This window comes from Glutamicibacter sp. 2E12 (assembly GCF_050030965.1).
Classification (GTDB): domain Bacteria; phylum Actinomycetota; class Actinomycetes; order Actinomycetales; family Micrococcaceae; genus Glutamicibacter.
Map to the genome: position 1 here is coordinate 1,554,956 of NZ_CP188297.1, position 25,192 is coordinate 1,580,147.

Annotated in this window: 26 protein-coding genes; 17 read left to right on the plus strand and 9 right to left on the minus strand. The window is 60.6% G+C overall.

Features of this window, described 5'->3' with window-relative positions:
- Window positions 1–8 precede the first annotated feature (8 nt).
- From ACP3TE_RS07285 to ACP3TE_RS07305, 5 genes are all read right to left on the minus strand, one after another.
- Window positions 9–1,034, minus strand: a complete 1,026-nt coding sequence (locus ACP3TE_RS07285; RefSeq protein WP_426735882.1) for a hypothetical protein — start codon at window positions 1,032–1,034, stop codon at window positions 9–11.
- Complete coding sequence (locus ACP3TE_RS07290; protein ID WP_105656604.1) at window positions 1,031–2,374, minus strand: polysialyltransferase family glycosyltransferase; 1,344 nt, start codon at window positions 2,372–2,374, stop codon at window positions 1,031–1,033. Before ACP3TE_RS07290 ends, ACP3TE_RS07285 begins: the two co-directional genes overlap by 4 nt.
- On the minus strand, window positions 2,371–3,366 hold the full coding sequence (locus ACP3TE_RS07295; protein WP_105656603.1) for a glycosyltransferase family 2 protein: 996 nt from the start codon (window positions 3,364–3,366) through the stop codon (window positions 2,371–2,373). The genes ACP3TE_RS07290 and ACP3TE_RS07295 overlap by 4 nt, the downstream gene beginning before the upstream one ends.
- Before the next feature lie 87 nt (window positions 3,367–3,453).
- Window positions 3,454–4,347, minus strand: a complete 894-nt coding sequence (locus tag ACP3TE_RS07300; protein ID WP_105656602.1) for an N-acetylneuraminate synthase family protein — start codon at window positions 4,345–4,347, stop codon at window positions 3,454–3,456.
- A 12-nt stretch (window positions 4,348–4,359) separates the two neighbouring features.
- Window positions 4,360–5,490, minus strand: coding sequence for a cytidylyltransferase domain-containing protein (locus tag ACP3TE_RS07305; RefSeq protein ID WP_426736207.1), 1,131 nt, complete (start codon window positions 5,488–5,490; stop codon window positions 4,360–4,362).
- Between the two features lie 293 nt (window positions 5,491–5,783).
- Here ACP3TE_RS07305 and ACP3TE_RS07310 point away from each other — a divergent pair, with 293 nt between their 5' ends.
- The 7 genes from ACP3TE_RS07310 (at window position 5,784) to ACP3TE_RS07340 (ending at window position 13,652) form a co-directional block, all read left to right on the plus strand.
- Complete coding sequence (locus ACP3TE_RS07310; RefSeq protein ID WP_105656600.1) at window positions 5,784–7,247, plus strand: glycosyltransferase family 87 protein; 1,464 nt, start codon at window positions 5,784–5,786, stop codon at window positions 7,245–7,247.
- A complete protein-coding gene (locus ACP3TE_RS07315) occupies window positions 7,244–8,677 on the plus strand; it encodes a phytoene desaturase family protein (RefSeq protein ID WP_105656599.1) in 1,434 nt (477 codons plus the stop codon). The genes ACP3TE_RS07310 and ACP3TE_RS07315 overlap by 4 nt, the downstream gene beginning before the upstream one ends.
- A gap of 6 nt (window positions 8,678–8,683) precedes the next feature.
- On the plus strand, window positions 8,684–9,709 hold the full coding sequence (locus tag ACP3TE_RS07320) for a YdcF family protein (RefSeq protein WP_105656598.1): 1,026 nt from the start codon (window positions 8,684–8,686) through the stop codon (window positions 9,707–9,709).
- Between the two features lie 138 nt (window positions 9,710–9,847).
- Window positions 9,848–10,774: an ABC transporter ATP-binding protein gene (locus ACP3TE_RS07325; protein ID WP_105656597.1), complete on the plus strand. Its 927-nt coding sequence runs from the start codon at window positions 9,848–9,850 to the stop codon at window positions 10,772–10,774.
- Window positions 10,775–10,778: 4 nt separating this feature from the next.
- Complete coding sequence (locus ACP3TE_RS07330; protein WP_332502719.1) at window positions 10,779–11,621, plus strand: ABC transporter permease; 843 nt, start codon at window positions 10,779–10,781, stop codon at window positions 11,619–11,621.
- A 34-nt stretch (window positions 11,622–11,655) separates the two neighbouring features.
- On the plus strand, window positions 11,656–12,951 hold the full coding sequence (locus ACP3TE_RS07335; RefSeq protein ID WP_105656595.1) for a sensor histidine kinase: 1,296 nt from the start codon (window positions 11,656–11,658) through the stop codon (window positions 12,949–12,951).
- Window positions 12,909–13,652, plus strand: coding sequence for a response regulator (locus ACP3TE_RS07340; protein WP_105656594.1), 744 nt, complete (start codon window positions 12,909–12,911; stop codon window positions 13,650–13,652). The genes ACP3TE_RS07335 and ACP3TE_RS07340 overlap by 43 nt, the downstream gene beginning before the upstream one ends.
- Window positions 13,653–13,723: 71 nt before the next feature.
- Here the strand turns inward: ACP3TE_RS07340 and ACP3TE_RS07345 are convergent, their stop codons facing one another.
- Window positions 13,724–14,110: a LapA family protein gene (locus tag ACP3TE_RS07345; RefSeq protein ID WP_133833776.1), complete on the minus strand. Its 387-nt coding sequence runs from the start codon at window positions 14,108–14,110 to the stop codon at window positions 13,724–13,726.
- A gap of 240 nt (window positions 14,111–14,350) precedes the next feature.
- On the opposite strand from ACP3TE_RS07345, the gene ACP3TE_RS07350 reads away from it, so the two are divergent.
- From ACP3TE_RS07350 to rplI, 8 genes are all read left to right on the plus strand, one after another.
- Window positions 14,351–15,631 carry a M18 family aminopeptidase gene (locus ACP3TE_RS07350; RefSeq protein ID WP_105656592.1) on the plus strand — a complete coding sequence of 427 codons (1,281 nt, stop codon included), beginning with the start codon at window positions 14,351–14,353 and terminating at the stop codon, window positions 15,629–15,631.
- Window positions 15,632–15,725: 94 nt separating this feature from the next.
- On the plus strand, window positions 15,726–16,277 hold the full coding sequence (locus ACP3TE_RS07355; protein ID WP_166650745.1) for an LURP-one-related/scramblase family protein: 552 nt from the start codon (window positions 15,726–15,728) through the stop codon (window positions 16,275–16,277).
- A 140-nt stretch (window positions 16,278–16,417) separates the two neighbouring features.
- Window positions 16,418–16,909: a helix-turn-helix domain-containing protein gene (locus tag ACP3TE_RS07360; protein ID WP_105656590.1), complete on the plus strand. Its 492-nt coding sequence runs from the start codon at window positions 16,418–16,420 to the stop codon at window positions 16,907–16,909.
- 116 nt (window positions 16,910–17,025) lie between these two features.
- Entirely contained in the window at window positions 17,026–19,116 is a 2,091-nt protein-coding gene (locus tag ACP3TE_RS07365) for an acyltransferase family protein (protein WP_332486902.1), read from the plus strand.
- 170 nt (window positions 19,117–19,286) lie between these two features.
- Window positions 19,287–19,583, plus strand: a complete 297-nt coding sequence (gene rpsF, locus ACP3TE_RS07370) for a 30S ribosomal protein S6 (protein WP_060703203.1) — start codon at window positions 19,287–19,289, stop codon at window positions 19,581–19,583.
- Between the two features lie 55 nt (window positions 19,584–19,638).
- Window positions 19,639–20,208 (plus strand): single-stranded DNA-binding protein, encoded by a 570-nt coding sequence (locus ACP3TE_RS07375; RefSeq protein ID WP_013350684.1) that lies wholly within the window; start codon window positions 19,639–19,641, stop codon window positions 20,206–20,208.
- A gap of 61 nt (window positions 20,209–20,269) precedes the next feature.
- A complete protein-coding gene (rpsR, locus tag ACP3TE_RS07380; RefSeq protein WP_013350683.1) occupies window positions 20,270–20,509 on the plus strand; it encodes a 30S ribosomal protein S18 in 240 nt (79 codons plus the stop codon).
- 17 nt (window positions 20,510–20,526) lie between these two features.
- On the plus strand, window positions 20,527–20,985 hold the full coding sequence (rplI, locus tag ACP3TE_RS07385; protein ID WP_105656588.1) for a 50S ribosomal protein L9: 459 nt from the start codon (window positions 20,527–20,529) through the stop codon (window positions 20,983–20,985).
- Window positions 20,986–21,160: 175 nt separating this feature from the next.
- Here the strand turns inward: rplI and ACP3TE_RS07390 are convergent, their stop codons facing one another.
- Both ACP3TE_RS07390 and ACP3TE_RS07395 read right to left on the minus strand, forming a co-directional pair.
- Complete coding sequence (locus ACP3TE_RS07390; RefSeq protein ID WP_105656587.1) at window positions 21,161–21,547, minus strand: hypothetical protein; 387 nt, start codon at window positions 21,545–21,547, stop codon at window positions 21,161–21,163.
- Between the two features lie 9 nt (window positions 21,548–21,556).
- Window positions 21,557–21,859: a PadR family transcriptional regulator gene (locus tag ACP3TE_RS07395; protein ID WP_105656586.1), complete on the minus strand. Its 303-nt coding sequence runs from the start codon at window positions 21,857–21,859 to the stop codon at window positions 21,557–21,559.
- A 241-nt stretch (window positions 21,860–22,100) separates the two neighbouring features.
- On the opposite strand from ACP3TE_RS07395, the gene ACP3TE_RS07400 reads away from it, so the two are divergent.
- Both ACP3TE_RS07400 and ACP3TE_RS07405 read left to right on the plus strand, forming a co-directional pair.
- Window positions 22,101–22,406, plus strand: coding sequence for a helix-turn-helix domain-containing protein (locus ACP3TE_RS07400; RefSeq protein ID WP_105656585.1), 306 nt, complete (start codon window positions 22,101–22,103; stop codon window positions 22,404–22,406).
- A gap of 203 nt (window positions 22,407–22,609) precedes the next feature.
- On the plus strand, window positions 22,610–24,127 hold the full coding sequence (locus ACP3TE_RS07405; RefSeq protein ID WP_181148790.1) for an acetyl-CoA hydrolase/transferase family protein: 1,518 nt from the start codon (window positions 22,610–22,612) through the stop codon (window positions 24,125–24,127).
- Here the strand turns inward: ACP3TE_RS07405 and ACP3TE_RS07410 are convergent.
- A complete protein-coding gene (locus tag ACP3TE_RS07410; RefSeq protein ID WP_105656635.1) occupies window positions 24,124–25,188 on the minus strand; it encodes a PQQ-dependent sugar dehydrogenase in 1,065 nt (354 codons plus the stop codon). The genes ACP3TE_RS07405 and ACP3TE_RS07410 overlap by 4 nt on opposite strands.
- Window positions 25,189–25,192: the final 4 nt, after the last annotated feature.

Below are 25,192 nucleotides of genomic sequence, written 5' to 3' on the forward strand. Positions count from 1 at the left end.
CGGCTGATTCACACCTTCAATGAACTGGATAGGTGCTCGCGCAACTCGGATGGGGTACCAGGGGTCCACCAGCTGTCAATCACGGCTTGCGGATAGAGGCAGCGGGCATCAGGACCCAGCAGCAGGCGCAGGGATGGAATCACCGTGGAAGGCAAGGCGCGGATCTCCTGGCCTGGTCGCAGGACACGCAAACGCATTTCAATGGGAACGGTGTGCTCCTTGAGCACCACCTGATCAATCCCCGAGATCTTCTCCAGCAATTCGGGAGTTTCACGGCGATGCGGGAAGTACGCAACCGGGCCTTCGGAAGCGATCTGCTCAATCCAGCGCAGATACGGCTGCTCAAAAATCAGCTCATCAGCCACCATCGCCGAACCGATCAGCAAGGTAGATTCGGTGAACTGCTCGGCTACCGGCTGGGTAGCGAGCCATTCAAACTTGTGCTGCGCGAATTTGATCCCCAGATCAGCCATCTTCTGACGGGATGCCGGGTCGACATACAACGCTGAAACAATCAACAGGCGATCTTCACGGGCCAGCTGGCGCAAACGATGCCAGGTCGCCAATCCCATGGCCACGCGTGCTGCGGAATTCCTGGTCCGGGCGCGCACCAACGGGGTGGGCTCATCGGAAATGAGCTGCTTGATCAGGGCCAGCGTAGCCATGCCGTCATCGATGATCACGATTTCCTTGGCCCGTACGCCTGCCAGCAGCGTGCGCTGGATCTTGCCCGAGTAGGCGTCGCCAGTGACATACCGATCGGCAGCGCCTTTGGGCTGCGGAGGCTTACGAGCGGCCGGTTCAAAATGAACCCCTGCAGGGGCATGATTCAGCATTGCCTGCGTCGTGGCTTCCAGGGGCATTCCCTGACGGGGGATGATCCGGATGTCCGTGCCCAGCAGCCCTGCGGCATGCGTTTCTACCGCCGAAAGCAGCTGCAGTGGCGACTCCACCCAAACGTGCGCGGTGCCGAAACGCGGGCGTGGCACCTCGTGGGTGTCATGTTGAGTCAGTTTCATCATGGTGAGGGTCATTTTGCCAGTCGGCTCAGGGATTTGGAAAGCGTGTCCAGCTGCTTGGAACCATTGCGCAGCACACGGCGCGAGGCCCCGCGGACTTTGGAAGGCAGCGAGCGGCGCGAGCTGATGTGCGCCCAGCGTGGAGGCAGCTCCAGCCTGGTGATGCGCCGGCGCTTGAAATGAGCCGAGAACTCCGGGTAGTGCGCGGACAAAAAGGACTCGGCCTGCTCGCGCAGGTGAGGCAGTTGCGCGGCCTGCATGCAGTAGGCCACGGCAGCCAGCAGTTCGGTGAGGCGGTCGCTGCCGCCACCGTGCGCCGGAACCGGCACGTCCTGGACGAACAAGGCATGGATGATGGACAACGGGATGCGGTTGGAATTCTCGTAGGGAGCCAGCGCCTGGAGCAGTCTGCCGGTGCCCACTGCGTAGACCTCGGTATCCAGGATGTACTTGGCGGTGGCCAAGCCTGTGGAGAAGCAGGAGATCACCACGGCTGGACGTACCGCCGCGATGACGGTTTCCGCCAGATGATCGGTGCCGACCAACCGGAAATCCAGCCCCATGTCCCTGGCGGCTGCAGACAAGCGTGCCGCTGAGGTGGCGCTGGCCGATGGGTGCGCCTTGAACAGGACGGTGGAAATTTCCCGGCGGGCCACCTCGTTGAGCATTTCCAGATGCAGCTCGAATTCTTCCTCGGCATCCATCAGGCCCAAGGAACCCAGGTACTGGCCGAGGATCAGCGCACTGCCGGTTGGCAGATCGAATTCTGCCCCCTGGGCCAGTTCGCCGAAGATTGCAGCCAGGCCGCCGGTGGCCAAGACCTCGCGCCGCGGCTCGAGCTCTGCGAGCAGGTGAGGCTGCAGTCCTGGAACCAAGTCCACATGGATGGTGCCCATGACGCGCTGGCGAAGCGGCATTGGCAATCGATTACGGGTTGGGCCATAGGACATCAAGCCGTCGGAGTGGATCCACAGCTGGGCATCAAAGAAAATACGCGCCAGCGCACGCGCCGGATTGACCTGGATGGATTCCAGAACCAAGGTCAAGGGTTCATTGCCCAGATCCCAAGCGCTGCGCAGGAGGCGTTCGAAAATATGCAGCTCGTCCTCACGCGGGTTGAACTGTGCCGGGCGACGCGGGGAGGTCAGCGCAGCGAAATCCACCACGCGGTCAAAGCGGGCGGCAAGCTTCTCGAAGCCCGGGACTTCATCCAACGCAGTAGTCAGTTCCGGAACCTGCGAGCCGTTAGCCAAGACGAGAATTCGTTCATCTGCCTCGGGGAGCAGTCCTGCATCGGCCATCGCGGCCAGAGAAGCAAGCTGGAAATAGCTGCTGGCTTCAATCAGTGCGATCACTTGGCGGCCCCGATCTGACCTGGCTGGAGGAAGGAGAGAATATGGCGGCGACGGGCAACGTCCATCTCGAGGGCAACCTGGCGGGCCATCGGCGCATCAATAGTGGTGAATACCTGGCGCAGTTTCTGCTTCATCTCCAAGCGGACTTCCGGCGGGTAGTTCTTCGCGCGCTTCTCGTGGTGGCACACGATGGCGAAGAACTGCCGCATCGCCTTGGGCAGGTGGCGATCCGCGTCCGGGTGCAAGCGCACCTCGGTGAGGATCTGCGAGTAGGCCGGAATGAAGCCGAGCTGACGGTGGTCGAAGACCTGGGTCAGCGAGCCGGGCAGGCCGCGGCGGTAGAACACCCCGGGGGAGGAAACGACGGAATAGCGCTCGGTGTTCAGATGCAGCTTCCATAGCCAGAGGCGGTCTTCGGCGCTGTGCAACTGCGCGTCGAAGTACATCAGTTCGCGGGCGCGCATCAGGTCGGTGCGGTACATGCCCGCCCACACGAAGGCGTAGTCCACCATGGACGGCGAATCGATAGGTTCAATGTCATCGGCCGGGTTCAGCGGCATGCCGCGCAACGCCTGCGGGGCGCGGTGGATGACGCGATTGGTGCCGGTGACACGCACATGATCGCAACGCACGAAGTCCACGTGCAGTTCGGTCAAGGATTCCGCCAGGGCTTCCAAATGCTCGGGGGAGTACCAGTCGTCGGGGTCGAGGAAGGTGAAGTATTCGCCGGTGACCTGTTCCAACCCGGCATTGCGGGCGGCAGAAACTCCGGCATTCTCAGGCAGCGAGATCAGGTTCAGGCCAGGCAATTGGTCTTGGTAGCTGCGAACCAGGGCAGCAGTCTGGTCATCGGAAGCGTCATCAACCACGAGCACTTCCAGCTCCCAGCGTCCCAGCTTCTGCCGGACCAGCGATGACAAGGCATCGCAAATATATGCTTCTTGGTTATAGGCGGGGATAACCACGGAAATGCGCCCGGGGATCAAACTCATCTGTGCTTCAAGGCCTTCCTCATGCAGACAAAAATAAACGGCGGTTGGACCCGTCGGTGAGTCCAACCGCCGGATACGTAGGCGTGCTTAGGCGTCGACGCGGCGCAGGCGCGAGAGCGGTGCCAGCTCGCCTGGGAAGACCTTCTTCACGCCGTCACCCATGGCCTGCTCCAGGATGCGGATGTCGCGGATCAGCGACTCGAAGCCCTTTGGCTCCAGCGACGAGGCCTGGTCCGAACCCCACATGGTGCGGTCCAGGGTGATGTGGCGCTCGACGGTCACTGCGCCCAGGGCAACAGCAGCCAGCGAGATCTGCAGGCCGCGCTCGTGGCCCGAGTAGCCCACTGGGACCTGGTAGCGGTCGCGCAGGGTCTCGATCATGCGCAGGTTGGCCTCTTCAGGAGGCAGCGGGTAGGTGGAGGTAGCGTGCATCATGACCAGGTTCGAGGTACCCAGGGTCTCGACGGCCTTGTCGATCTGCTCGATGGTGGACATGCCGGTGGACAGGATGATCGGCTTGCCGGTCTGCGCCAGGGCCTTGAGCAGCTCGATGTCGGTGACCGATGCGGAGGCGACCTTGTGGGTGACTGCACCCTGCTCTTCCATGAATTCGACCGATGGAACATCCCATGGCGAGGCGAAGGCGTGCAGGCCCTTGGAGGCTGCGTAGGAGATGAGCTCCTTGTACTGCGCCTGGTCGAACTCGACGCGGTAGCGGTAGTCCAGGTAGGTCATGTCGCCCCATGGGGTGGAGCGGATCTTGTCGCGCATGTCCATCGGGGTGGAAATGTCCGGGGTGCGCTTCTGGAACTTCACTGCGTTGGCACCGGCTTCAGCAGAGATATCGATCAGCTGCTTGGCGATCTCGATGTCGCCGTTGTGGTTGATGCCGATCTCGCCGATGACGTAGACCTGCTGGCCTGCGCCAACCTGGACGTCGCCGATAGCAACAGGCTTGATGTCAGTAGTCATGGAAGTCATGGGTATTGCCTTTCAGTGGGTGAAACTTGGAGAACTCTTGGTGGCGGTGCGTGCGGCGAGAACCAGTTCGGCTAGTTCCCGTACCGCTCCGTGCCCGCCCTTGCGGGTCAGTTTGTACCGTGCTGCCCGGTGCACATCTTCCTGGGCATCGGCCACGGTGATCGGCCAGCCGACCAACGCCATCGCGCCCAGATCGTTGATGTCGTTGCCCACGTAGGCAACACGAGCCGGATTGATGGATTCGTCAGCCAGCCAGCGGGCCAGGTATTCGGCCTTGTTGTCGATTCCGTGGGCCACTTCGACGTTCAGCTTGGCGGCGCGGGCGGCGACAACAGGGTTGATTTCCTTGGAGAGAATAAGGAACTTCACTCCGGCAGCCCGCAACCGGGCCACTCCCATTCCATCGGAGCGGGAGACGCGCACGGTTTCGGTTCCGTGCTCATCGACATACGCGGTGTCCGGGGTATGCACCCCGTCGAAATCCGTGATGACCGCGTCGACTTCGATCGGTTCCCGGGTGGCCGGAACGGCCAGCCCAGCGAGCAGCAGGTCTGCCTCGGTATCGATGTCGATGCCGTGCTCTGCTGGAACTTCGTGAACCCGGACCTTTCCGAAGAAACGGTGCCCTGCCTCGCGGAATCCGCGGGTATCCATCACGTAGAAGGCCCCGGTTTCGCGGAAGCGCGGTTCGCGATCCTGGCGACGCGGACGGTGCAGCTTGTCGTGGCCTACGGCGACCGCTTCGCCCTGCGGATCCAGGCCCCAATGGAAACCGTGGTCCGCAACAGCTGCGAAGCTGACGTCGGCGCGTTTCGAAGAAACCGCCGCAATGGCTGCGTCCAGATCCTCCGGATCGATGAACGGGCTGGTGCACTGGATGAACACGGTGATCTCTGGCTGAGATTCCGCATTCGCTAGCGCATGGAGCAGAACTGACTCGCTGCTGGCCGTGTCGCCGGCGATATCTGCCGGTCGATCGATGACTCGCGCCCCGTAGCGAAGCGCTTCGGCCTTGATCTGCTCATGGTCGGTACTGACCACGACGTCGCTGACTGCCGCCGCGGATCTGGCTGATTCGATTGCGCGGCCCAGTAGCGATTTGCCGCCGATCTCACGCAGGTTCTTAGCCGGATGCCCTTGGATCCTCCCCGGGCGGGGATGATCGCCATGGCATTTGGCTGGTTGGTTTTGCTCACGAGTAAGACGCTATGGGCACAAGTTAACTAAGAGGGGGCATCTGGGTTAACGCACGGTGAAGTGCCGGTGTAATCACCTGTTTGTTTGCTGAATGCGAGGTCAGCAAGCGTTTTACGTACGATTCGGTGAATCCGGAAGAGGGATTTCGAGCCCTCAGAACCGCATAAAAGATCAAAGCGACTAATGAAACATGAGTGTGCAAGGCGGAGCTTAGGCACAGAACATTTAGGCTGGAGGGTATGCACGAGCCAAACCAGTCACAGCCCACGCGTGGCCCCCTGCGGATTACCGTGCCATCACGCGCTGACGGGTTCCTTCGACAGTTCACCGCAATGATCGGTGGCCGCCTGGGACGACACAGCGATCCAGGCCGAGTCGATCCAGGATTCTTCAGCGTGGAACGAGTCATTATCCTGATGACCACCGTGGGCGCCTTGCTGATGCTCCTTGCCAAGAACCCCTGCCGGGTCAACGGGTGGACTGGCAACAACCCGTACGCCTATGCGTGCTACAGCGACTGGGTTCCGCTGTTCTCCGCCCGCGGCTTCGCCGAGAACCCCTGGGCGCCATTCAGCGCGACCGCCCAGTTCGAGTACCCGGTACTGATGAGCACGGTGGCCTCGGCCGTTGCCTCGATCATCCCCACGGGGATCGAAAACCGTTCGCTGCTGTACTTCGACATCAACCTGCTGCTCGTTGCGATCCTGTGGATGGTCACCGTGATCGCCACCCTGCGGATGACCGGGCGCCGCCCGTGGGATGCCGCAATGGTGGCTATTGCCCCGGGCATCATCCTGGCCGGCAGCATCAACTGGGACATGTGGGCTGTGGCCTTGCTGGCCCTGGGCATGCTGGCATTCGCACGAAAGCACACCGTCCTTGCCGGGGTGCTGATCGGCTTAGGTGCCGCGATGAAGATCTATCCGTTCTTCATCCTCGGCGCGGTGCTGATATTGGCCATTCGCACCGGCAGGCTCAAGACCTTCTGGGTGACTGGCGGAACCGCCGCGGCGACATGGGCACTGGTGAACCTTCCCTATGCGCTGGCGTTCCCCGACTCGTTCATGCACTTCTTCAACTTCTCTTCTGAACGCGGGGCAGGCTTCTCCAGCTTCTGGCACGCATGGAATGTCATCGCCGATAACAGGGGAGGGGTCCCGCTCTTTGAAGCCGAACAGATTTCCCGTTACGGCCTGGTCCTCTTCTTCCTGTGCTGCGTGGGCGTCGCAGTGCTGGGCTTGACTGCTAAACGCACCCCGCGCCTGGCCTCCATGGCCTTCTTGATCATTGCTTCCTTTGTCATGGTCAATAAGGTGTATTCACCACAGTTCATCGTCTGGCTGATTCCGCTGTTCGCCCTCGCCTTGCCGCGCTGGCGCGAATTCGTTGTCTGGATGCTCGTGGAAATCGCGCACTTCTACGCTGTTTGGTTCTACCTTGATTCCCTCTCTGCGGAAGAAGCGCAGAAGGCCTTCCCTGAGACCGGTTATGCGGTGCTGGTGCTGGCGCATATGGTGATGCTGGGATACCTGATGTTCTTGGTGGCACGTTCAATTCTTGATCCACGCCACGACCCGATTCGTGCCGTGGGCCAGGATGATCCTTTGGCCGGCCCATTCGCCGGACTGGAGGACCGCTGGACCCTGCGCGGACTGCTGCCTCAATCCAAGAAAACGAATGAAGTGGCGGGAAATAAATCATGAGCGATGTTGCCGTTGTCGGTGCGGGACCCAATGGGCTAGCAGCCGCAGCAGTTGCTGCCCGTGCTGGATTAAGCGTCACGGTATATGAAGCCAACGACACCATCGGCGGGGCCGCCAGAACGCAGCCGCTGAATGGTTCTGCAGCGAAATTCGATTTGGGCAGCGCAGTGCATCCGATGGCCATGCAATCCCAAGCCATGCATGAACTGGGCGTCCACGACAAGGTGGAGTTCATCGTCCCCGAGCTGTCCTTCGCCCATGTGCTGGATCGCCGGACTGCCTACGCGTACAAGGATCTGGAACGCACCGGGCAGGAACTTGGAGGCGCGGACGGCGAGATGTACACCCGGCTCCTGGGCCCGCTGGTCAAGCAGATTGACGGGGTCAGCCAGACACTGCTCAATCCTCTGCTGAGGGTTCCCTCGAACCCCGCAGCGTTGGCGACCTTTGCCGTGAGCACGGTGGCGGGCATGGCCGTCAAGGAACTCTTTTCTGGAAAGTTTGAACGCGCCGCCGCGCTCTACGCAGGCTGTTCCGCCCACGTTGCGGGAGGCTCTCGCGGACCGGCCAATGCCGGGGCAGGACTGTTCCTTGCAGCAACAGCGCACGGCAAGGGATGGGCCATCCCGCGTGGAGGTTCCCAAGCCATCAGCGACGCCTTGGCCGAAGAAGCGATGGCTCATGGAGCAAAAATCCTTACCGGCACCCGCGTCAACCATGTTGATGAGCTTTCTGCGCAGAGCATCCTCTTCGATACCTCCGCCGAAAACGCTGCCAAGCTTTCAACAGGACACCTGCCTGAACGGCTCTCGCACGCGTTGAGCAGCATCCGGCGCTCGCCGGGAAGCTGCCTGGTGCACTACGTCCTTTCGGCACCGGTTCCATGGCGCGACGAGACTCTGGGCAAGGCCGGCACCGTGCACCTGGGCGGCACCGCGGCGCAGGTCGGGAAGGCCGAACGCGCCGCAGTGCGCGGGGGAGCGGCGAAGCCGTTCATGATTGTTGCCCAGCCCTCGCAATTTGATGATTCGCGGGCACCGCAGGGCCAGCACGTCATCTGGGCCTACTGCCACGTGCCACTGGATTCTCCGGTAGACATGAGCCGGGAACTGAAGGAAATGATTGAACAGGCAGCCCCTGGTTTCAGCGAGACAATCATTGAATCCCATGTTGTCACCGCCCAGGACTTGGAAGTGCAGAACTCGGCACTGGTCGGTGGCGATCTTTCCGGGGGAACCATGGACCTGCTGGGCAGCATCAAGCGGCCTCGGATCTCGGCCGACCCGTGGTACCTGCAGTCCAAAGGACTGTACTTGGTATCCTCGGCTGCGCCTCCGGGGCCGTCGGTGCATGGCATGGGCGGATTCCTCGGAGCGCAATCGATGCTCAAACGGGAATACGGAATCGCAAACTGGAAATCGGTGAACTGAGAGGCAATGGAATCAGTGCTCGCGCAGCTCGTTGGCTGGGTCTTCCTGGCAGCACTCTGGTGGCTGTTTATCCGGCAATACCGCAAGGACCCACGCCGCTTGGGTCTGGCTGCACTTCTCTTGCCGCTGGTGTTCTTCACCATTTCGGCGGTCGTCGACCTGTTGACCAGTGTGATCCCCGGGTTTGGGTTCCTCTTCTCCATAGTGCTGGTGCTGACCCCGCTGATGGTCGTTGTCTTCGGTGCCGCGCTGATCTACAACGGGATCCTGATGTGCCGGCGCGAAGGAGCCAAACCTGCGAATCTGCTGTCATTGGCAGCCGGGCTATCCGTCTTTGTCCTGCCAGTCATTGCGGTGCTGCTGATTCGCATCGAATCCTGGTGGACCTATTCGCTGGCTTTCGTCCTGTTCATGGCCTCCGTCTTCACGGCGAGCTTGTTCGCCATGCTGTTGCTGTACGCATGGGTGCACGCCAGATACCCATCCAAGGGCGAAGCCGCCGCCGTGGTGGTCCTTGGTGCCCGCACAATCAACGGCAAGGTCACCCCGTTGCTGCGTGGCCGCTTGGACAAGGGCATAGACCTGCATCAACTGCAGGCATCTGCTCGCCCCTTCATGGTTCCGACCGGGGGACAGGGCCATGATGAGGAAGAACCAGAGGGCGTAAGCATGGCCCGCTACCTGCGTGAGCAGGGCATTGCCGATGAACAGATTCTGGTTGAAGACCGGGCCAGGGACACCCTTGAGAACCTGGAGTTCTCCGACGCCTTGGTCCGTGCCCAGCGTCCGGATGGCCAGCTGTGGTTGGTCACCAGCGACTATCATGCGCTGCGTGCAGCGATGGCGTCACGCAAGCTCGGCTTGGATGCCCGTGCCTTCGGCGGGAAAACGGCGGCCTACTACCGTCCGAGTGCCTTCCTCAGGGAATGCGTTGCGATCGTGCGGGATCAAAAGAAGCTGATGGTTTTGCTGGCCCTGCCCTTCGCATTAGCCGTCGCAGGGATGATGTTCGTGCTCACGACGACCTTCTAACTTCCTTGGCACCCTGGGACCATGCACCATCTGGTGCATGGGCCCAGTTTTCGGTTCCCTGCCATCACCCTTTTGGTTGAGCCATAAATCAGCACTGGGGGCGGTGAGAGCTGGGCTCGAATTCCTTAGGCTGGAAATATGATCCAGGCAGAGCAGTTGACGAAGAAATACGGTGGAAAAACCGTGGTCGATAATGCGTCGTTCACGGTCCAAGAAGGCATGGTGACTGGGTTCCTCGGCCCCAATGGTGCCGGCAAGTCCACCACCATGCGCATGATCGTGGGATTGGCCAAACCTACCAGCGGTGAAGTGCTGGTCAACGGGCACGATTTCAAAAAATCACGTCACCCGTTGACCGAAGTCGGCACCCTGCTGGAAGCTAAGTCGGTGCACAAATCCCTGACTCCGCTGGCGCATTTGCGTGCCATGGCGGCTACCGCGGGGATCCCGAAGTCCCGAGTGCACGAAGTGCTCGATCTGACTGGCTTGTCTAGCGTGCAGCGCAAGAAGGTCGGCGGCTTTTCGCTGGGCATGGGGCAGCGGCTGGGCATTGCCACGGCCCTGCTTGGAGATCCGCAGGTGCTGATCCTCGATGAGCCGGTCAACGGCCTGGATCCCGAAGGCGTGGCTTGGGTCCGCAACCTGGCCCGCCAGCAGGCGGCCGATGGCAAAACCGTTTTCATCTCCTCCCACCTGATGAGTGAAATGGCCCAGACGGCGGATCACCTGATCGTGATTGGCCGTGGCCGCATCATGGCCGATGCGCCGATCACTGAATTCATCGACAACGGTCTTGACCAGACCATTGTGCGTTCAGCCGACATTGAGATCTTGATGAATGCGTTGAATGGTGAAGGTATTCAGCTACGCCGGATTGATGAGCATGGCCTGGAAGTTACCGGCCCCGATTCAGAAACCATTGGCCGCCGTGCCTTGGAATACGGGGTGGTGCTCAGCGAATTGCGTCCGCTGCAACGCACCTTGGAAGACGCCTACATGGAATTGACCCGCGATGCCGTCGAATACCACTCGAACACAGTTGCCGAGACTGGCGGCGGGAAGTAAGGACATGTCTAACCATCTAGCAACCGCACCACATGGCAAGGTCACCCTCTTCGGCGTGCTGCGCAGTGAGTCCATCCGTTTCTTCTCCCTGAACTCCACCCGCATCCTGGTTCTCTTGGCCATCGTGTTCTATGTGGGCATTGCAGCCGTGGCCACTTGGGGCATTGGTTCGCTCAGTGCCAGCATGGGCGACACGGATCAGATGCCGGGCATGGAAGGCCTATCGGCCCCGGGATTCGCCGCTGAGCTCATCGGCTCGGGCCTGGTCTTCAGCCAGCTGATCCTTGGCGTGCTTGGTGTCCTGCTCTTCAGCGGTGAATTCACCACCGGTTCAGCGGTAAGCACGTTCCTGGCCAGCCCGCGGCGACTGCGTGTCCTGGCCGCCAAGGGCATCTTGATCATCCTGCTTACTGCCGTCGTCCAGATCATCAGCTCGCTCTTGGCCTTCGCGATCAGCAAGCCGATTGCCGAGAACTACCAGATGAATCTGGAATTCAGCAGCGACGCCTTCCAACGGGTGCTCTGGTACGGGACGCTGGCGGTGACCATGGCGGCGTTGATCGGTTTGGCGTTGGGGATGCTGCTGCGCAACTCGGCCGGCGGCATCACCAGCCTCGCTGCCCTGTTCTTCGTGCTGCCGATCATCCTTTCCATCCTGACCGCCTTGACCGACTGGGCGCAGAACATCGCGAAGTTCACCCCTGACCAGCTGGGCATGGGGTTGGCAACGCCCGCAAGTGTTGTCACCGACTTGGAGACCTGGCAGCAACTGCTGGGCGTGGCGGGTTGGATCGTGCTTCCACTGGTGTTGGGTGCAATCCTGCTGACCAAGCGGGACATCAAGTAGCGCAGGGATTGATCGAGAAAACTAGACTGGAAACATGAGCCAACCGACGCTGCAGGAAACTGTGGTTTCCTTCGATGAACTGGCCGCCAAGCGCATGGGCCGGATACGCCGTTATTTGCGTACCCACCCGCGTTTGGTGGTCATCGGTGCGGTAGTCATCTATCTGCTGCTCACACTGCCCGGTGTCCTGGTCATGGCAGCGATGCCAGAAGCAAACGCCACCGGCCTGCTGGTCGTCACCCTCGCCGTCAGCGCTGCCTTGTTGTACCGGCGCCGGGCACCGATGACGGTGATCATCCTGGTGTTCATTTTCGAATGCCTGGCCCTGGTGATTGCTGGTCCGCAAGGTGGACTGGGCGGGGTAGGCATGATTATCGCCCTGTACACGGTCGCCACCAGCTATTCGGCCAAACGCACCATCCCGCTGGCCATCCTGGCCGGCAGCTTCCAGACGGTCCTGATGGTGCTGATGGGCTTCCCCGACATGGCCGGAATGGAATTCGACCCGCAAGATGGAATCGACGAAACCATCTTCACGCGCGTCATCATCGCCGTCTCGGGCAGCTTCGTCATCGGTTTCTACATTGCCGCAGCCGCGGTGGGCATGAATGTGCGCAACGCGCGCATCCACGAAGCTGAACTGAACCACTGGGCCTCGCAGGTCTCCGGACTGGCCCAGGTGCAAGAGCGCAACCGCATCGCCCGCGAAATGCACGACGTTGTCGCCCATTCGCTTTCGGTGATGATTGCCCTGTCAGAGGGGGCACGAGTGGTGGCCAAGCGCGATCAGGTCCGTGCCGACGAAGTGCTCAATGAGCTCTCTGGAACCGGTCGCGCCGCCCTGGCGGATATGCGCCGCATGCTGGGCGTGCTTCGCCAAGAAGAATCCGGAGAGCTGGCCCCGCAGCCTACCGGCGGGAACGTGGAGCAATTGCTCGAAGGATTCCGTACCGCAGGTCTGCCGGTCTCATTTACCCATACGGGCGATCCTCTGCCGGAGGACACCACCTTCCAGCTGACCGTCTTCCGTATCATTCAAGAGTCCCTGACTAATTCCTTGCGCTATGCCCGTAACGTAAGTGATGTGCAGGTTCGCCTGGAACGGCGCCGCGAAGAACTGCGCATGGAAATCATGGACAACGGAGATGCAACGAGAGTTCCGAGTATCGGCAGCGGACGCGGTCTGCGCGGCATGCGCGAACGAGCCGCGCTCTTTGGCGGAACGGTTGATGCCGGACCGGTAGCCAGTGGCGGATGGATTGTGAAAGCGGTCCTCAAGCTACCCGAATGCAGCTTGCAGAACGAAAACCAGAAGGCAGTGAAGGAATAAGCGTGGAAGACAAAATCAAGGTACTGCTGGTCGATGACCAGCCCCTCTTACGCATGGGATTCCGCCTCATCCTCGAAGGTGAAGACGACATCGTCATCGCCGGCGAAGCTGTCGATGGACTCGATGCCCTTGCCCAGACGGCCGCACTGAAACCCGATGTGGTCCTGATGGATGTGCGCATGCCCAAGATGGACGGCTTGGAAGCGACCGAACGCATCGCCAAGGACCATCCGGAAACCAAGATCATTATCCTGACGACCTTTGACCTGGACGAGTACGCCTTCTCAGGGCTGCAGGCAGGAGCCAGTGCGTTCCTGCTCAAGGACGTGGCCCCGGAAGAACTGGTCCAAGCGGTGCGCCTGGTAGCTTCCGGCGACGCTGTGGTGGCACCCCGGGTGACTGCCCGCCTGCTGGAAACCTATGTGCGCAACGCTGGCGCCGGGAACCGGAACCAGCCGGCCGAAACTCCGCATGACCCGCTGCTCGATGATCTCACCCCGCGTGAGCAGGAAGTGCTGCGTGCGCTTTCCGAGGGACTATCCAACGCCGAGATTGCACACCGTTTCTTCCTTTCCGAAGCAACGGTGAAAACCCACGTGCGGCGCATCCTGACCAAATTGCATCTGCGCGACCGTGTTCAAGCGGTGGTGTACGCCTACGAGACCGGGCTGGTCATTCCATCCCAAGGCCTGGACTACTAGGCATCGCTGAGGCAGCAAAATGGCCGCCGGGTGAAACCCCATGGGGTTCCGCCCGGCGGCCATGGAGCTTTCTAGCGCTTATTGGCCTTGCGCTGCTTCTTCGCCGTAGAGCGCAGCTGTATCACGCGGGCCACCCCGGCGATCGCGACCACTAGGGCGCCACCAATAGCGGCAAAGAACAATGCCAGCCCGAGGTTGACCTGTCCCTGATACGCGAAGTAGTTCAGGGTCACCTGCTCCTGGTTCTGGGCAATGAAGATGATCAGCAGGATCAGCACGAGCAAGCCGAAGATCGTAGCGGTCCAGATACGACCCAACTTGGTCGCTGGGAGCTTATCTGCACCGGCAGGTTTGGCCCGTTGGACCTTGGAATCCATCGGTACGGTGGTCTCCACTTCGACCTCGCGTGATTCTGCTGGAATGTTCTCTTGCTCTGGTGTTCGATCAGCCGTAGCCATGATGAACTCGCTTTCCTTGTCTCCGGGACTGCTTTCAGCTTCGTCGAGAGCGAGGTGCCAAGTCAAGACCCGGATAGGGGTGTCTGCCAGGTTGCCAGGGCGGAGGCAGGCTCAGCAGGACATCAGCAAATGTGGTTCAGGCTACTAAGCTGGGAGGCAACTCGACTTTTCAGGCGGGAACCAAAACCTGAAGAACCGTCTGACAAACATCTCTTGACAGAAAGAAGTGAGTAACCAGCCATGGCACAAGCCGCAGCAATGGCCCACATTGCAGATCTGGCCGAATACGTCGCAACCTCGCCATCGAGCTACCACGCCGCGGCCTCGGCCGCGCAGCGCTTGGACGCTGTTGGATTCACCGGTCTGGACGAAAAGCAGGCTTGGAACCTGGTCCCGGGTTCCTACTACGTGGTCCGCGACGGTGCGATCATCGCTTGGGTGCAGCCAGAAGCTGCCACTGCGACCAGCGGATTCCATATCCTCGGCGCCCACACCGACTCGCCGGGCTTCAAGCTCAAGCCGAAGCCAACCACCGGTTCCAACGGCTGGTGGCAGGCAGGGGTCGAAGTCTACGGCGGACCGCTGCTGAACTCCTGGCTGGACCGCGAACTGGTGCTCGCCGGCCGATTGGTACTCAAGGACGGTTCCGAGCACCTGGCGAAGACCGAACCAATCCTGCGCATCCCGCAACTAGCGATCCATCTGGACCGCCAGGTCAATGAGGGCCTGACCCTGGACAAGCAGACCCACACCAATCCAATCTTTGGCGCCGGCGATCTGGCGGATGCCGACATCCTGGCGATCCTGGCGAAGTCTGCAGGTGTCGACCCGGCCCAGGTAGCCGGCTACGACATCCTGACCGCGCCCGCGCAGCGCGGCGAGGTCTTTGGCGAGGGCAAGAACTTCTTCGCCAGCGCCCGGCTGGATAACCTCACCTCGGTGCACGCAGGCCTGATTGCGCTGACGGGCCATTCCCGCAAGCCAGCAGGCAACCGCATTGCCATGCTTGCTGCCTTCGACCACGAAGAACTGGGTTCCTCCTCGCGCTCGGGCGCTTGCGGCCCATTCCTGGAAGAGCTGATCAACCGCATCCAGGCATCCATGGATGCTTCAGTTGAAGACACCGCTCGCGCCCTGTCGAATTCTGTATGCCTGTCTGCCGATGCTGGCCACGCGGTTCACCCGAACTACCCAGAGCGCCACGACCCAGCCAACCGTCCGCAGCTGAATGCCGGCCCGCTGCTGAAGATCAATGCGAACCAGCGTTATGCCACCGATGCGGTGGGTGCTGCCGCATTCGCCAACTGGTGCGAGTCGGCGGGAGTTCCCTACCAGGAGTTCGTGTCCAATAACCGCGTACCGTGCGGATCCACCATTGGACCATTGACCGCGACCCGACTGGGCATTCGCACCCTGGATGTGGGAGTCGCGCTGCTGTCCATGCACTCGGCCCGCGAGATGTGCGGCGTTGACGACCCTTGGTATCTGTCCAAGGTCTCTCGCGAGTTCTTCGGAGCCTAGCAAGTCCAACCTGAAAAGCCGGCCTGCGGGCTGGCTTTTCGCCTCCCCGGGGGATCTTCGCCCGATGTGCCTAATCGATGGCATAATCGGCACCATGACGATCCTCAACCAGAACACGTTGATCTTCCAGCAGACGAAGAACATCTCGAAGAACGACTTCGCGATTCTTGATTCTTCCGGGATGCAGATTGCCCACGTGGATACCGGCGGAAGCGCGCTGGGCCGCATGTTCGTTGGGGCTCGCGAACTCACGGTCTTCGATGGACCAGGCAATCCGGTTGTCATCGTCAAGGACACGATGACCATGGGCCGCGATCGTTTTGAAATCCTTGATGGCAACGCTGCCCCGCTGGCCAGCCTGGTCAAGAGGATCACCTTCTTCAAAACAAGGGTCTCCATCTCGATGCTGGGCGAAGAGCTCGAATTACTGGGCAGCATCTGGGACTTCGACTTCCAGATCACCGGTCCCGGCGGGGTTCTGGGAACCGTGACCCGAGAATGGTCCGGGATGGGCAACGCATTGCTCGGCAAGTCAACCTATGCCCTGCGCTTGGCGGAAAACCTCAACGCACAGCAACGCCAGGCAGTGATCGGCTCGGTGCTGGCACTGGATTTGATCCGTGAAAAGCAACAGCGCAATTCTTAACGGAGCTGAGGTAGTCGCCGCCAGGAATACTTCTTCGTCGCAGGCCAGCCTTGGTTCTTGGCCGCTGTCGTGTTGCAGTCGGGTAACTGTCACGTCGATGTCGTGGTGCTTTCGGGGCGCCATTGGCTAGCGTAAGTGGCATGAATGAATCACGGATTGCAGAGCTTCGCCGTGCCAAGGGCTGGACGCAAGAACGTCTAGCCGCCGAAAGCGGCATCACTGTCAGAACGGTCCAACGGCTCGAAGCCGGAAATGATGCGAGCTTGGAGACTATCTCACTGGTCGCCAAGGCCTTGGAGGTGCCGGTTGGAGACCTGTTCAAAAGCGTCCAGACTCCGAAGTTCTCCGAGGCCGTGGATGGGCTTGAAGCGCGGGCCCAAGCAGATCAAGATCGTCGGGATTCGGCAACCAAGGGGATCCTGGCCGTGTTCCGCGGGCTGGGCATCCTGGTCACTTTCGGCACGGTCATCTTGGCTACCACCGGCAACTTTGGGTGGTACATCTGGTTGCTGATCCCGGTGTACTGGGGCGTCGGGCAGCTGCTGCTTGAGGCTGCTTTCCGTCTGAGCCTGGATGCCAAACTCGACGCCAAATACCCGCTGTCCACGGCAAATCGGAAACTGCTGGGCTAGGTCCATGCTGCGAAGCGCAAACCCAGGCACCGCCCATGAGGTTCCCACGGGTCGTTAGACCGACTGTTGCCCATTGATAACCTGCTGTTTACCCCCTGCTGGTCTGATCAATGACTATGAGTTCGAATTCCCTGCAGGTCAAGAATTTCCGCCCGGAGATCCAAGCGCTCCGCGCCTTGGCGGTTCTGCTGGTCGTCGCCTATCATCTTGAGCCATCCGCAGTTCCAGGCGGTTATATCGGGGTTGACATCTTCTTCGTCATCTCGGGCTTCCTGATTACCTCGCACCTGCTGCGTGAAGCCGAACGCACCGGCCGGGTCAGCCTCGCAGCCTTCTTTGCCGGCCGAGCGCGAAGAATCCTCCCGGCTGCCATGCTGGTGATCCTGGTAGTTGTCGTGGCAAGCCTGCTGATCTTTCCCAAAACCCAGTGGGGTGCCTTGGGCACCCAGGCCATCGCCTCTGCCTTCTCGGTGCAGAACTGGGTTCTCGCCGCCGACTCCGTCGACTACCTCGCTTCGGATCAAGCACCCGGGCCGTTGCAGCACTTCTGGTCCCTGGGCGTGGAGGAGCAGTTCTACCTTTTCTGGCCGTTGCTGGTTTTGGCCGTGTGCCTGTTGGCCAAACCGAATGCGGACGCTAGCAGTGGCGATGGATTTGCCCCGCGGCGCCGCATGCTCTGGATCATTTTCTCAGCCACCGCACTTTTGTCGCTGGGATACTCGGCCTATGCCGGTTACTCAGGCAATAGCGCCGGATACTTCATCACCACCACCCGCATTTGGGAACTGGCCGTCGGCGGACTGCTGGCCTTGGCAGTCCAGGCGCACGCCAACGGCGCCTTGAAGCTTCCACCGTGGGCAACCAGCTGGCAGTTCAAAAATCTTGCCGTACTCGTGGCTTTGGCGGCGATCTGCTTCGCGGCATTCAGCTACAACGCCACAACAGTCTTCCCGGGGATTGCGGCGGCCCTCCCGGTTCTTGGCTGCGCCGTGGTGATTGCCGCAGGCAGTACGCGAGGACCTGGTTCCCTGCACCCGCTGGTGAACTGGGCTCCCGTTCAATGGGTCGGCCTCGCCTCGTATTCGCTATATCTGTGGCACTGGCCGCTGATCGTATTCTTCATCGAACTGGCCGGGGGCAACCCGGACCCATTGCAGTCGCTGGCCTTGCTGGCCGGGTCCCTGCTCTTGGCTTGGGCCAGCTTGAAGTGGGTCGAAACTCCCATGCGCCACTTCCGCCCCATAGCCGGTTCTCCTGCCCGCTCCTTGATTGCAGGGGCGGCGATGGTCGGGCTGGCCGCGTCCATCGCGCTATTGCCAGGTGCCATGCAGCAGCATCTTGTGGGCCAGGAGCAGCGTGAGCTGGGCGCGATGATGCAAAACCCGCCAGCTGGTTTTGGCGCGGCCTCCGTGGGCCAGGGCGCACCTGCGTACCTTTCCGGCCATCGCCAGGTCGTCCCGCTTCCTGCGACGGCCGCCGAGGACCAGCCCGAACTGGGAGATTGCGTCCAGGAACCGAAATCCACGCAGATCAAGGAATGCGAATTCGGCAGCGAGGACGCCAGCTACACCGTGGCCCTGGTGGGTGATTCCCATGCAGCCCACTGGTTCGAGGCCGTCAGCCGATACGCCCAAAGCAAGGGCTGGAAAGTGGTGACCTATCTGAAGAATTCCTGCCCGTTCTCCGAGGCCCAGCGCAAGGCGGATCGGGATGGCAGCATCAACTGCGAAGAAGCCATCGACCAGACCATGGAAGCTCTGGCTGCGCGCGATGACATCAACGCGGTGATCACCTCGAGTTGGGGAGGAGCCACCTTTACCACTGACGCGGCACAGGGGCTGGCTTCGACGTGGTCCACCCTTGAAGACGCGGGCCTGCCGGTCTACGCCATTGTGGACACCCCGCGGCCGCCGCAGGATTCCTATGCGCGCGACTGCGTGGAAGAAAACGTGCAGAACCCGGATAAGTGCGCCTTCCCGGAAAAGGGAGCCTATGAAGTGGGCGATGCCACCAAGCAGGCCGCCGAACTGGAGCCGCGCGTCGAAGTGCTCGACTTCAGCGATTACTTCTGCATGGATGGAACCTGCCCGGCAGTGGTGGGAAATGTCTTGGTCTACCGGGACAAGCACCACATCAGCGATACCTACATGCGCACCTTGGCCCCGATCTTTGGCGATAGGATCGAGGCTGCCTTGGATTCCGAGTAGCCCAGCATGATTTAGGACACCAAGGCTTATGCAAGTTCGAGTCTCTCGGGTAGGATTGGAAGGTCTGTGCCACTGCATGCCCGAAAGTTGGGCGTCTGGTGCACAGATAACGCAAGAACCTCCTGTTGCGGAAATACCGCGACCGTTTAGCCCAAAGGAGGTGGGTTCACATGCGTGCTTATGAACTTATGGTCCTCATTGATCCAGAGGTCGATGACCGCACCGTAGAGCCAACCATCGAGAAGTACCTCGAGGTTGTCCGCTCCAACGGTGGCACTATCGAAAAGGTTGATGTCTGGGGTCGTCGCAAGATGTCCTACGAGATCAAGAAGAAGGCAGAAGCCACTTACGTAGTGGTGAACTACACCGCAGAGCCAGCAGCTTCCGCTGAGCTTGAGCGCCAGCTCAAGATCAACGAACTGATCCTGCGCCACAAGGTCACCCGTCCGGAAGAGGCACGCGTTTAATTACGCGAAACCTTCCGTCGTAGGAATTAACGTTCAATCTTTTTAAGGAGAGTCAATGGCAGGCGAGACTGTTATTACCGTTATCGGAAACCTGACTGCCGATCCGGAGCTGCGTTTCACGCCGTCCGGTTCAGCCGTAGCGAACTTTACGATCGCTTCGACTCCTCGCACCTTTGACCGCCAGTCCAATGAGTGGAAGGACGGGGAAGCCCTGTTCTTGCGCGCATCGGTGTGGCGCGAAGCTGCAGAGAACGTTGCTGAAACGCTGACCAAGGGCATGCGTGTCATCGCCCAGGGCCGGTTGCGTTCACGTTCTTACGACACCAAGGAAGGCGAACGTCGCACCGTCATGGAGCTTGAAGTCGATGAAATCGGCCCATCGCTCCGTTTCGCGTCCGCCAAGGTCACCCGTACCCAGCGCTCCGGTGGTGGCAACGGTGGCTTCGGCAACGGTGGTGGAGGCTTCTCCAACGCACCGCAGCAAAGTGCACCAGCTCAGGCGCCGCGTCAGCAGCAGCCTCAGCAGGGTGGCGGATGGAATGCTCCAGCCGCAGACCCATGGAGCACCGGCGGAAACAACGGTGGCGGCTGGGGCAACCCGGGCGCAGACGAACCGCCTTTCTAAACAATATTTATTCACCATCCCGCAGATCACTCTGCGGGCTCCAAAGCTAAGGAGCTCCACGATGGCTAAGGCTGAAATCCGTAAGCCCAAACCAAAGTCCAACCCATTGAAGGCCGCTGACATCACTGTCATCGACTACAAGGACACCGCACTGCTGCGCAAGTTCATCTCCGACCGCGGTAAGATCCGCGCTCGTCGTGTAACTGGCGTTTCCGTTCAGGAACAGCGCAAGATCGCACAGGCAATCAAGAACGCACGTGAAGTAGCCCTGTTGCCTTACTCCGGCGCTGGCCGCGGCTAAGGAAGAGGGATAGCAAAATGGCAAAGATCATTCTGACTCACGAAGTATCCGGTCTCGGTGCTGCTGGCGATATTGTCGAGGTAAAGAACGGCTACGCCCGTAACTACCTGCTGCCACGCGGCTTCGCAATCGTCTGGACCCAGGGCGGTGAGAAGCAGGTGGAGTCGATCAAGGCTGCACGTGCTGCTCGCGCCGTTGCAAACCTTGAGGATGCTCAGGCACTTGCAGCTAAGCTGAAGTCCCAGCCGGTGAAGATCACCATGAAGGCTGGCTCGAACGGTCGCCTGTTCGGCACCGTCAAGACCACCGAAATTGCTGCTGCCGTAGAGGCTGCCGGTCTGGGTAAGATCGACAAGCGCAACATCGAGGTCAACGACCAGATCAAGTCGACTGGCAACTACACCGCAACCGTTCGCGTTCACGCTGACGTTCTTGCAAACCTGCGCCTGCAGGTTGTAGCTGCTGCCAAGAAGTAAGTCTTCTAGACTCAGCTTCTGTTCAAGAGGTGGCGTGCACTCCGCAAGGAGAGCACGCCACCTCTTGGCGTTAACCGGATTTCTTTTGGGCCTCCGGGTCAACGAATAGCAAGTTCCACCTTCGAATAGGCTCAAAGCCAATTCAGAATCTTGAGTTCGTTCAGGCTTTCGGCGCTTACCGGCTGGCGCGAGACCGAATCAGCGAACGAGAGAAATCTGTGATGATTCCTGCCACGATAAATCCGAATGCAGGTAACCAGGTGATCGCCCATCCGGAGAAAACCATTGTTTCGCGATCCCGTAGGAATATCGCCAGCAAAGGCCAAAGAAAACCTAAGGCCACGCCTACGAGAATGAAGGCAGAGTGGCTCTTTGGAGATGCTGTTGCGGGAAAGGACTCCGCATATTCTGCAGGAGATCCAAAGTTGGCTGTCGCGTCTTCGTAGCTGGTGGCTTCGGACTCGACCTCTCTGGCTATATCGCGGATGGTGGCCGTATCCACGTTTCGTAGTGAAAGGCTGTAGCGCAGTTCGTCGATGTAGGTTTTGAGGTTACTTTCCATGGAAGGCTCCTAATTGAACTGTTCTAACCAGTTTTTGACTGATTTCAGGGTCTGATGACCCTGCTTGGTGATTTCGAAGATTTTGCGTGCGGGTCCGCGAGCGGTGATTTGCCAGTCGGAGACGATGTCCCCGGACTCTTCCATGGTTCGAAGCAGTGGGTATAAAGTCCCGCTCTTGATGCCAGGCACTCCGAGCTCTTCGAGCTTAGCCAGCATGGAGTATCCGTGTTCGGGTTTTTCTGCCAGGAAGCTTAGAAGAACGACCGGAAGCATGGAACGCTTCACCTGTGGAAGTACTCTGCTCTGTGACATGACTTAAGTATGAATCCTACATAGGTGCATTTCTATCCTTCGTTCGGATGATCTTGGCTTAGCAGCATCCGGCGATTCAATTCCGAGCCGGAACTGGTCATGGTCACTTAGAAGTGGCTAACATTTCACCAGATCGTCTTGCGTCCAATGCGTCATAATCATTGGCTTGGCCAATTTGCAGCAATAGCCTCGAAGATGAGTACGTCCAAAGCCAGCACGATCGAGAGAAGCGGTGGAACAAATGGGTTTTGCGTATGCGGATCCTGAAGTATTGACCGAGGCGCAACGCGAAGCTGTGGCAGAGCATCAGCGCCGTGTGCAAAGCGAGTCCCGGCGCCTGTCGTTGCGTGCGCTGCGCGAAGAGGCAGAACTGAGCCAAGTAGAACTTGCCACCGTGCTGAAGCTGAGCGTGGACCGCATCGCCCGCATGGAGACCGGGGACCTTGATCGAGTCCAGCTGGCCACCCTGCGCCGCTACGCAGAAGCCATGGGCGCCCGCCTGCAAGTGAAAGCGATCCGCGAGGGCACGCACGCCGAACTTGGCTAGCGATCGAGCTCCCGGCGGTCGCTGCCAAGCTGCCATTCCTGACCGACCGGTCAGCGCAAATAGAGCGCACCTCATCGATAAATATGCCACCCATCGCTCAGGAGCGCACAGCGAGGCCTGAATCACTGTGCCGACCAGCTAAAGTATTCCGGTGAGACGCGGGTTATAGACCTGTGTCACAAGGAAGTTCTGAAGGGGTTATTTTGCACGAACGTATTCACCACCGGGCCTTTGCTGATCGCTTGATGAGCGCCGAGCAAGCTGCAGAGTTCATTAAGCCAGGCATGACTGTCGCCATGAGCGGCTTTACCGGTGCAGGATACCCGAAGGCCGTGCCCGGGGCACTGGCAGCGCAGATGGAGCGCCAGCACGCTGCGGGCAAGGACTTCAAGATCAACGTGCTTACCGGCGCTTCCACCGCCCCTGAGCTTGATGGCGTGCTGGCCAAGGCCGAAGGCATGAACCTGCGCCTGCCGTACATGTCCGACCCCGAGCTGCGCCGCCGCATCAACGAGGGCAACATGGAATACATGGACATCCACCTGTCCCATGTCGCCCAGCACGCCTGGTTCGGCTTCTACGGAAAGATCGACTTGGCCATCGTCGAAGTTGTCGGCGTCACCGCCGAGGGCGACTTGATCCCTTCCAGCTCGGTGGGCAACAACAAGACCTGGCTGGAGATGGCCGACAAGATCATCATCGAGGTCAATTCCCAGCAGTCTGCGGCCATGGAGGGCATGCACGATGTCTACTACGGCACCGCACTGCCTCCGCACCGCAAGCCAATCGACCTGAGAACCGTGCGTGACCGCATCGGCCAGCAGTACATGGACGTCGACGTCAACAAGATCGTCGCCGTCGTGGAAACCGACGCGCCAGACCGCCTGAGCCCCTTCGCCCCGGTGGACGAGACCAGCGAGAAGATCGCCGATCACCTGCTGACCTTCCTGGATTCCGAGATCCGTGCCGGACGCCTGTCCGAGAAGCTGCTCCCGCTGCAGTCGGGCGTGGGCAATATCGCCAACGCGGTGCTCGCTGGCCTAGCCCGTGGCGGCTACAAGGGCCTGACCGCCTATACCGAGGTCATCCAGGACGGAATGCTGGAGCTGATCAAGGACGGGACCATCGAGTTCGCCTCTGCCACCAGCTTCTCGCTGTCTTCGGAGGGCATCGAGGAATTCAACCGCAACGTCGACCACTACCGCGAGCGCATCCTGCTGCGCGCCCAGGAGATCTCGAACCACCCGGAGATCATCCGCCGGCTGGGCTGCATTGCGCTGAACGGCATGATCGAAGCCGACATCTACGGCAACGTGAATTCCACCAACGTGCTGGGATCGCACGTGATGAACGGCATCGGCGGCTCGGGCGACTTCGCCCGCAACGGCTACCTGTCGGTGTTCATGTCCCCGTCGACCGCCAAGGGCGGCAAGATCTCGGGCATCGTTCCTTTTGCTTCGCATGTGGACCACACCGAGCACGACACCATGATCCTGATTACCGAACAGGGCCTGGCCGACCTGCGCGGCCACTCGCCAAAGCAGCGTGCGCAGCTGGTCATCGATAACTGCGCCCACCCGGAGTACCGCCCGATGCTGCAGGACTACTTCGACCGTGCGTGCAAGGACAGCTACGGCAAGCACACCCCGCATCTGCTAGGCGAGGCCCTGTCCTGGCACCAGCGCTTCCAGGAGACCGGAGACATGCGCCCGGCCAGCTAGTCGCCGGCCAGGCGGGGATCGATGCGCAGGATGCGGTCATCGCCCGCCCTTGGCTGGCCGCGCCCGTCGGTATTGTTGGTCAGCACCAGCAGTGCGCCGTCAGGATCCACTAGCACGTCGCGTAGCCGGCCGAGCCGGCCATCGAGCAGTTCATGCTCGGTGGCCGGCTCGTCCAGTTCCACCGCGCGCAGCACTTCTCCGCGCAGATTCGCCAGGTAGAGGGTGCCATCGAGGATCGCGATGCCGCTGGGGCTGGCTTCGGACGGGGACCACTGCGCAATCGGATCGGTGTACGACGGATTTCCGCCGCTTTTTCCCTCGGCTTCGGGCCAGCCGTAGTTTCCCCCGGCTTCGATGATGTTCAGCTCGTCGAAGGTGTTCTGCCCGAACTCGCTGGCGAACATGGTGCCATCAGCACCCCACGCCAAGCCCTGCACATTGCGGTGCCCGTAGCTGTAGACGAGGGAATTCTCGAACGGGTTGTCGTCCGGGACGCTGCCGTCAGGTGCCATGCGCAGGATCTTTCCGCCCAGCTGCTGCAGGTCCTGGGCTTGCTGGGGATTGCCCGCATCGCCCACGGTGGCATAGAGCATCCCGTCCTGACCGATGGCCAACCGCCCGCCGTTGTGGATGCTGGCCGAGGGCAACCCGTCAATCAAGGTGCGCGGGGCCGACAGTGAAAGATTCCTGGCGCTGCCTTGCACCGTGAACCGCTGGATGCGGTTGCCGGATTCAGCGGTGGAATACGCAAAAAGCTGGTCTGGGGAGAGGAAGGCCAAGCCCAGCAGTCCGCCTTCTCCGGTCGCCACCAGATCATCGAGCCGAGCCACTTCGCGGCCTGGTCCGGATCCTGAGATCTCCACGATCCGCCCAGAATCGCGTTCGCTGACCAGCAGGCTGTCTTGGGCGTAAACCATGGACCATGGGGCGTCCAAGCCGGTGGCCAGTGGTGCTGGAACAGCTTGCGATTCGGTAGCTGGAGCTGAAGGCGGGGTTGGCGCGGAGCATCCGGCGAGGAACACTGCGCCGAGCACTAGGCAGGTACCCAGAATGCGCTTCATCGAG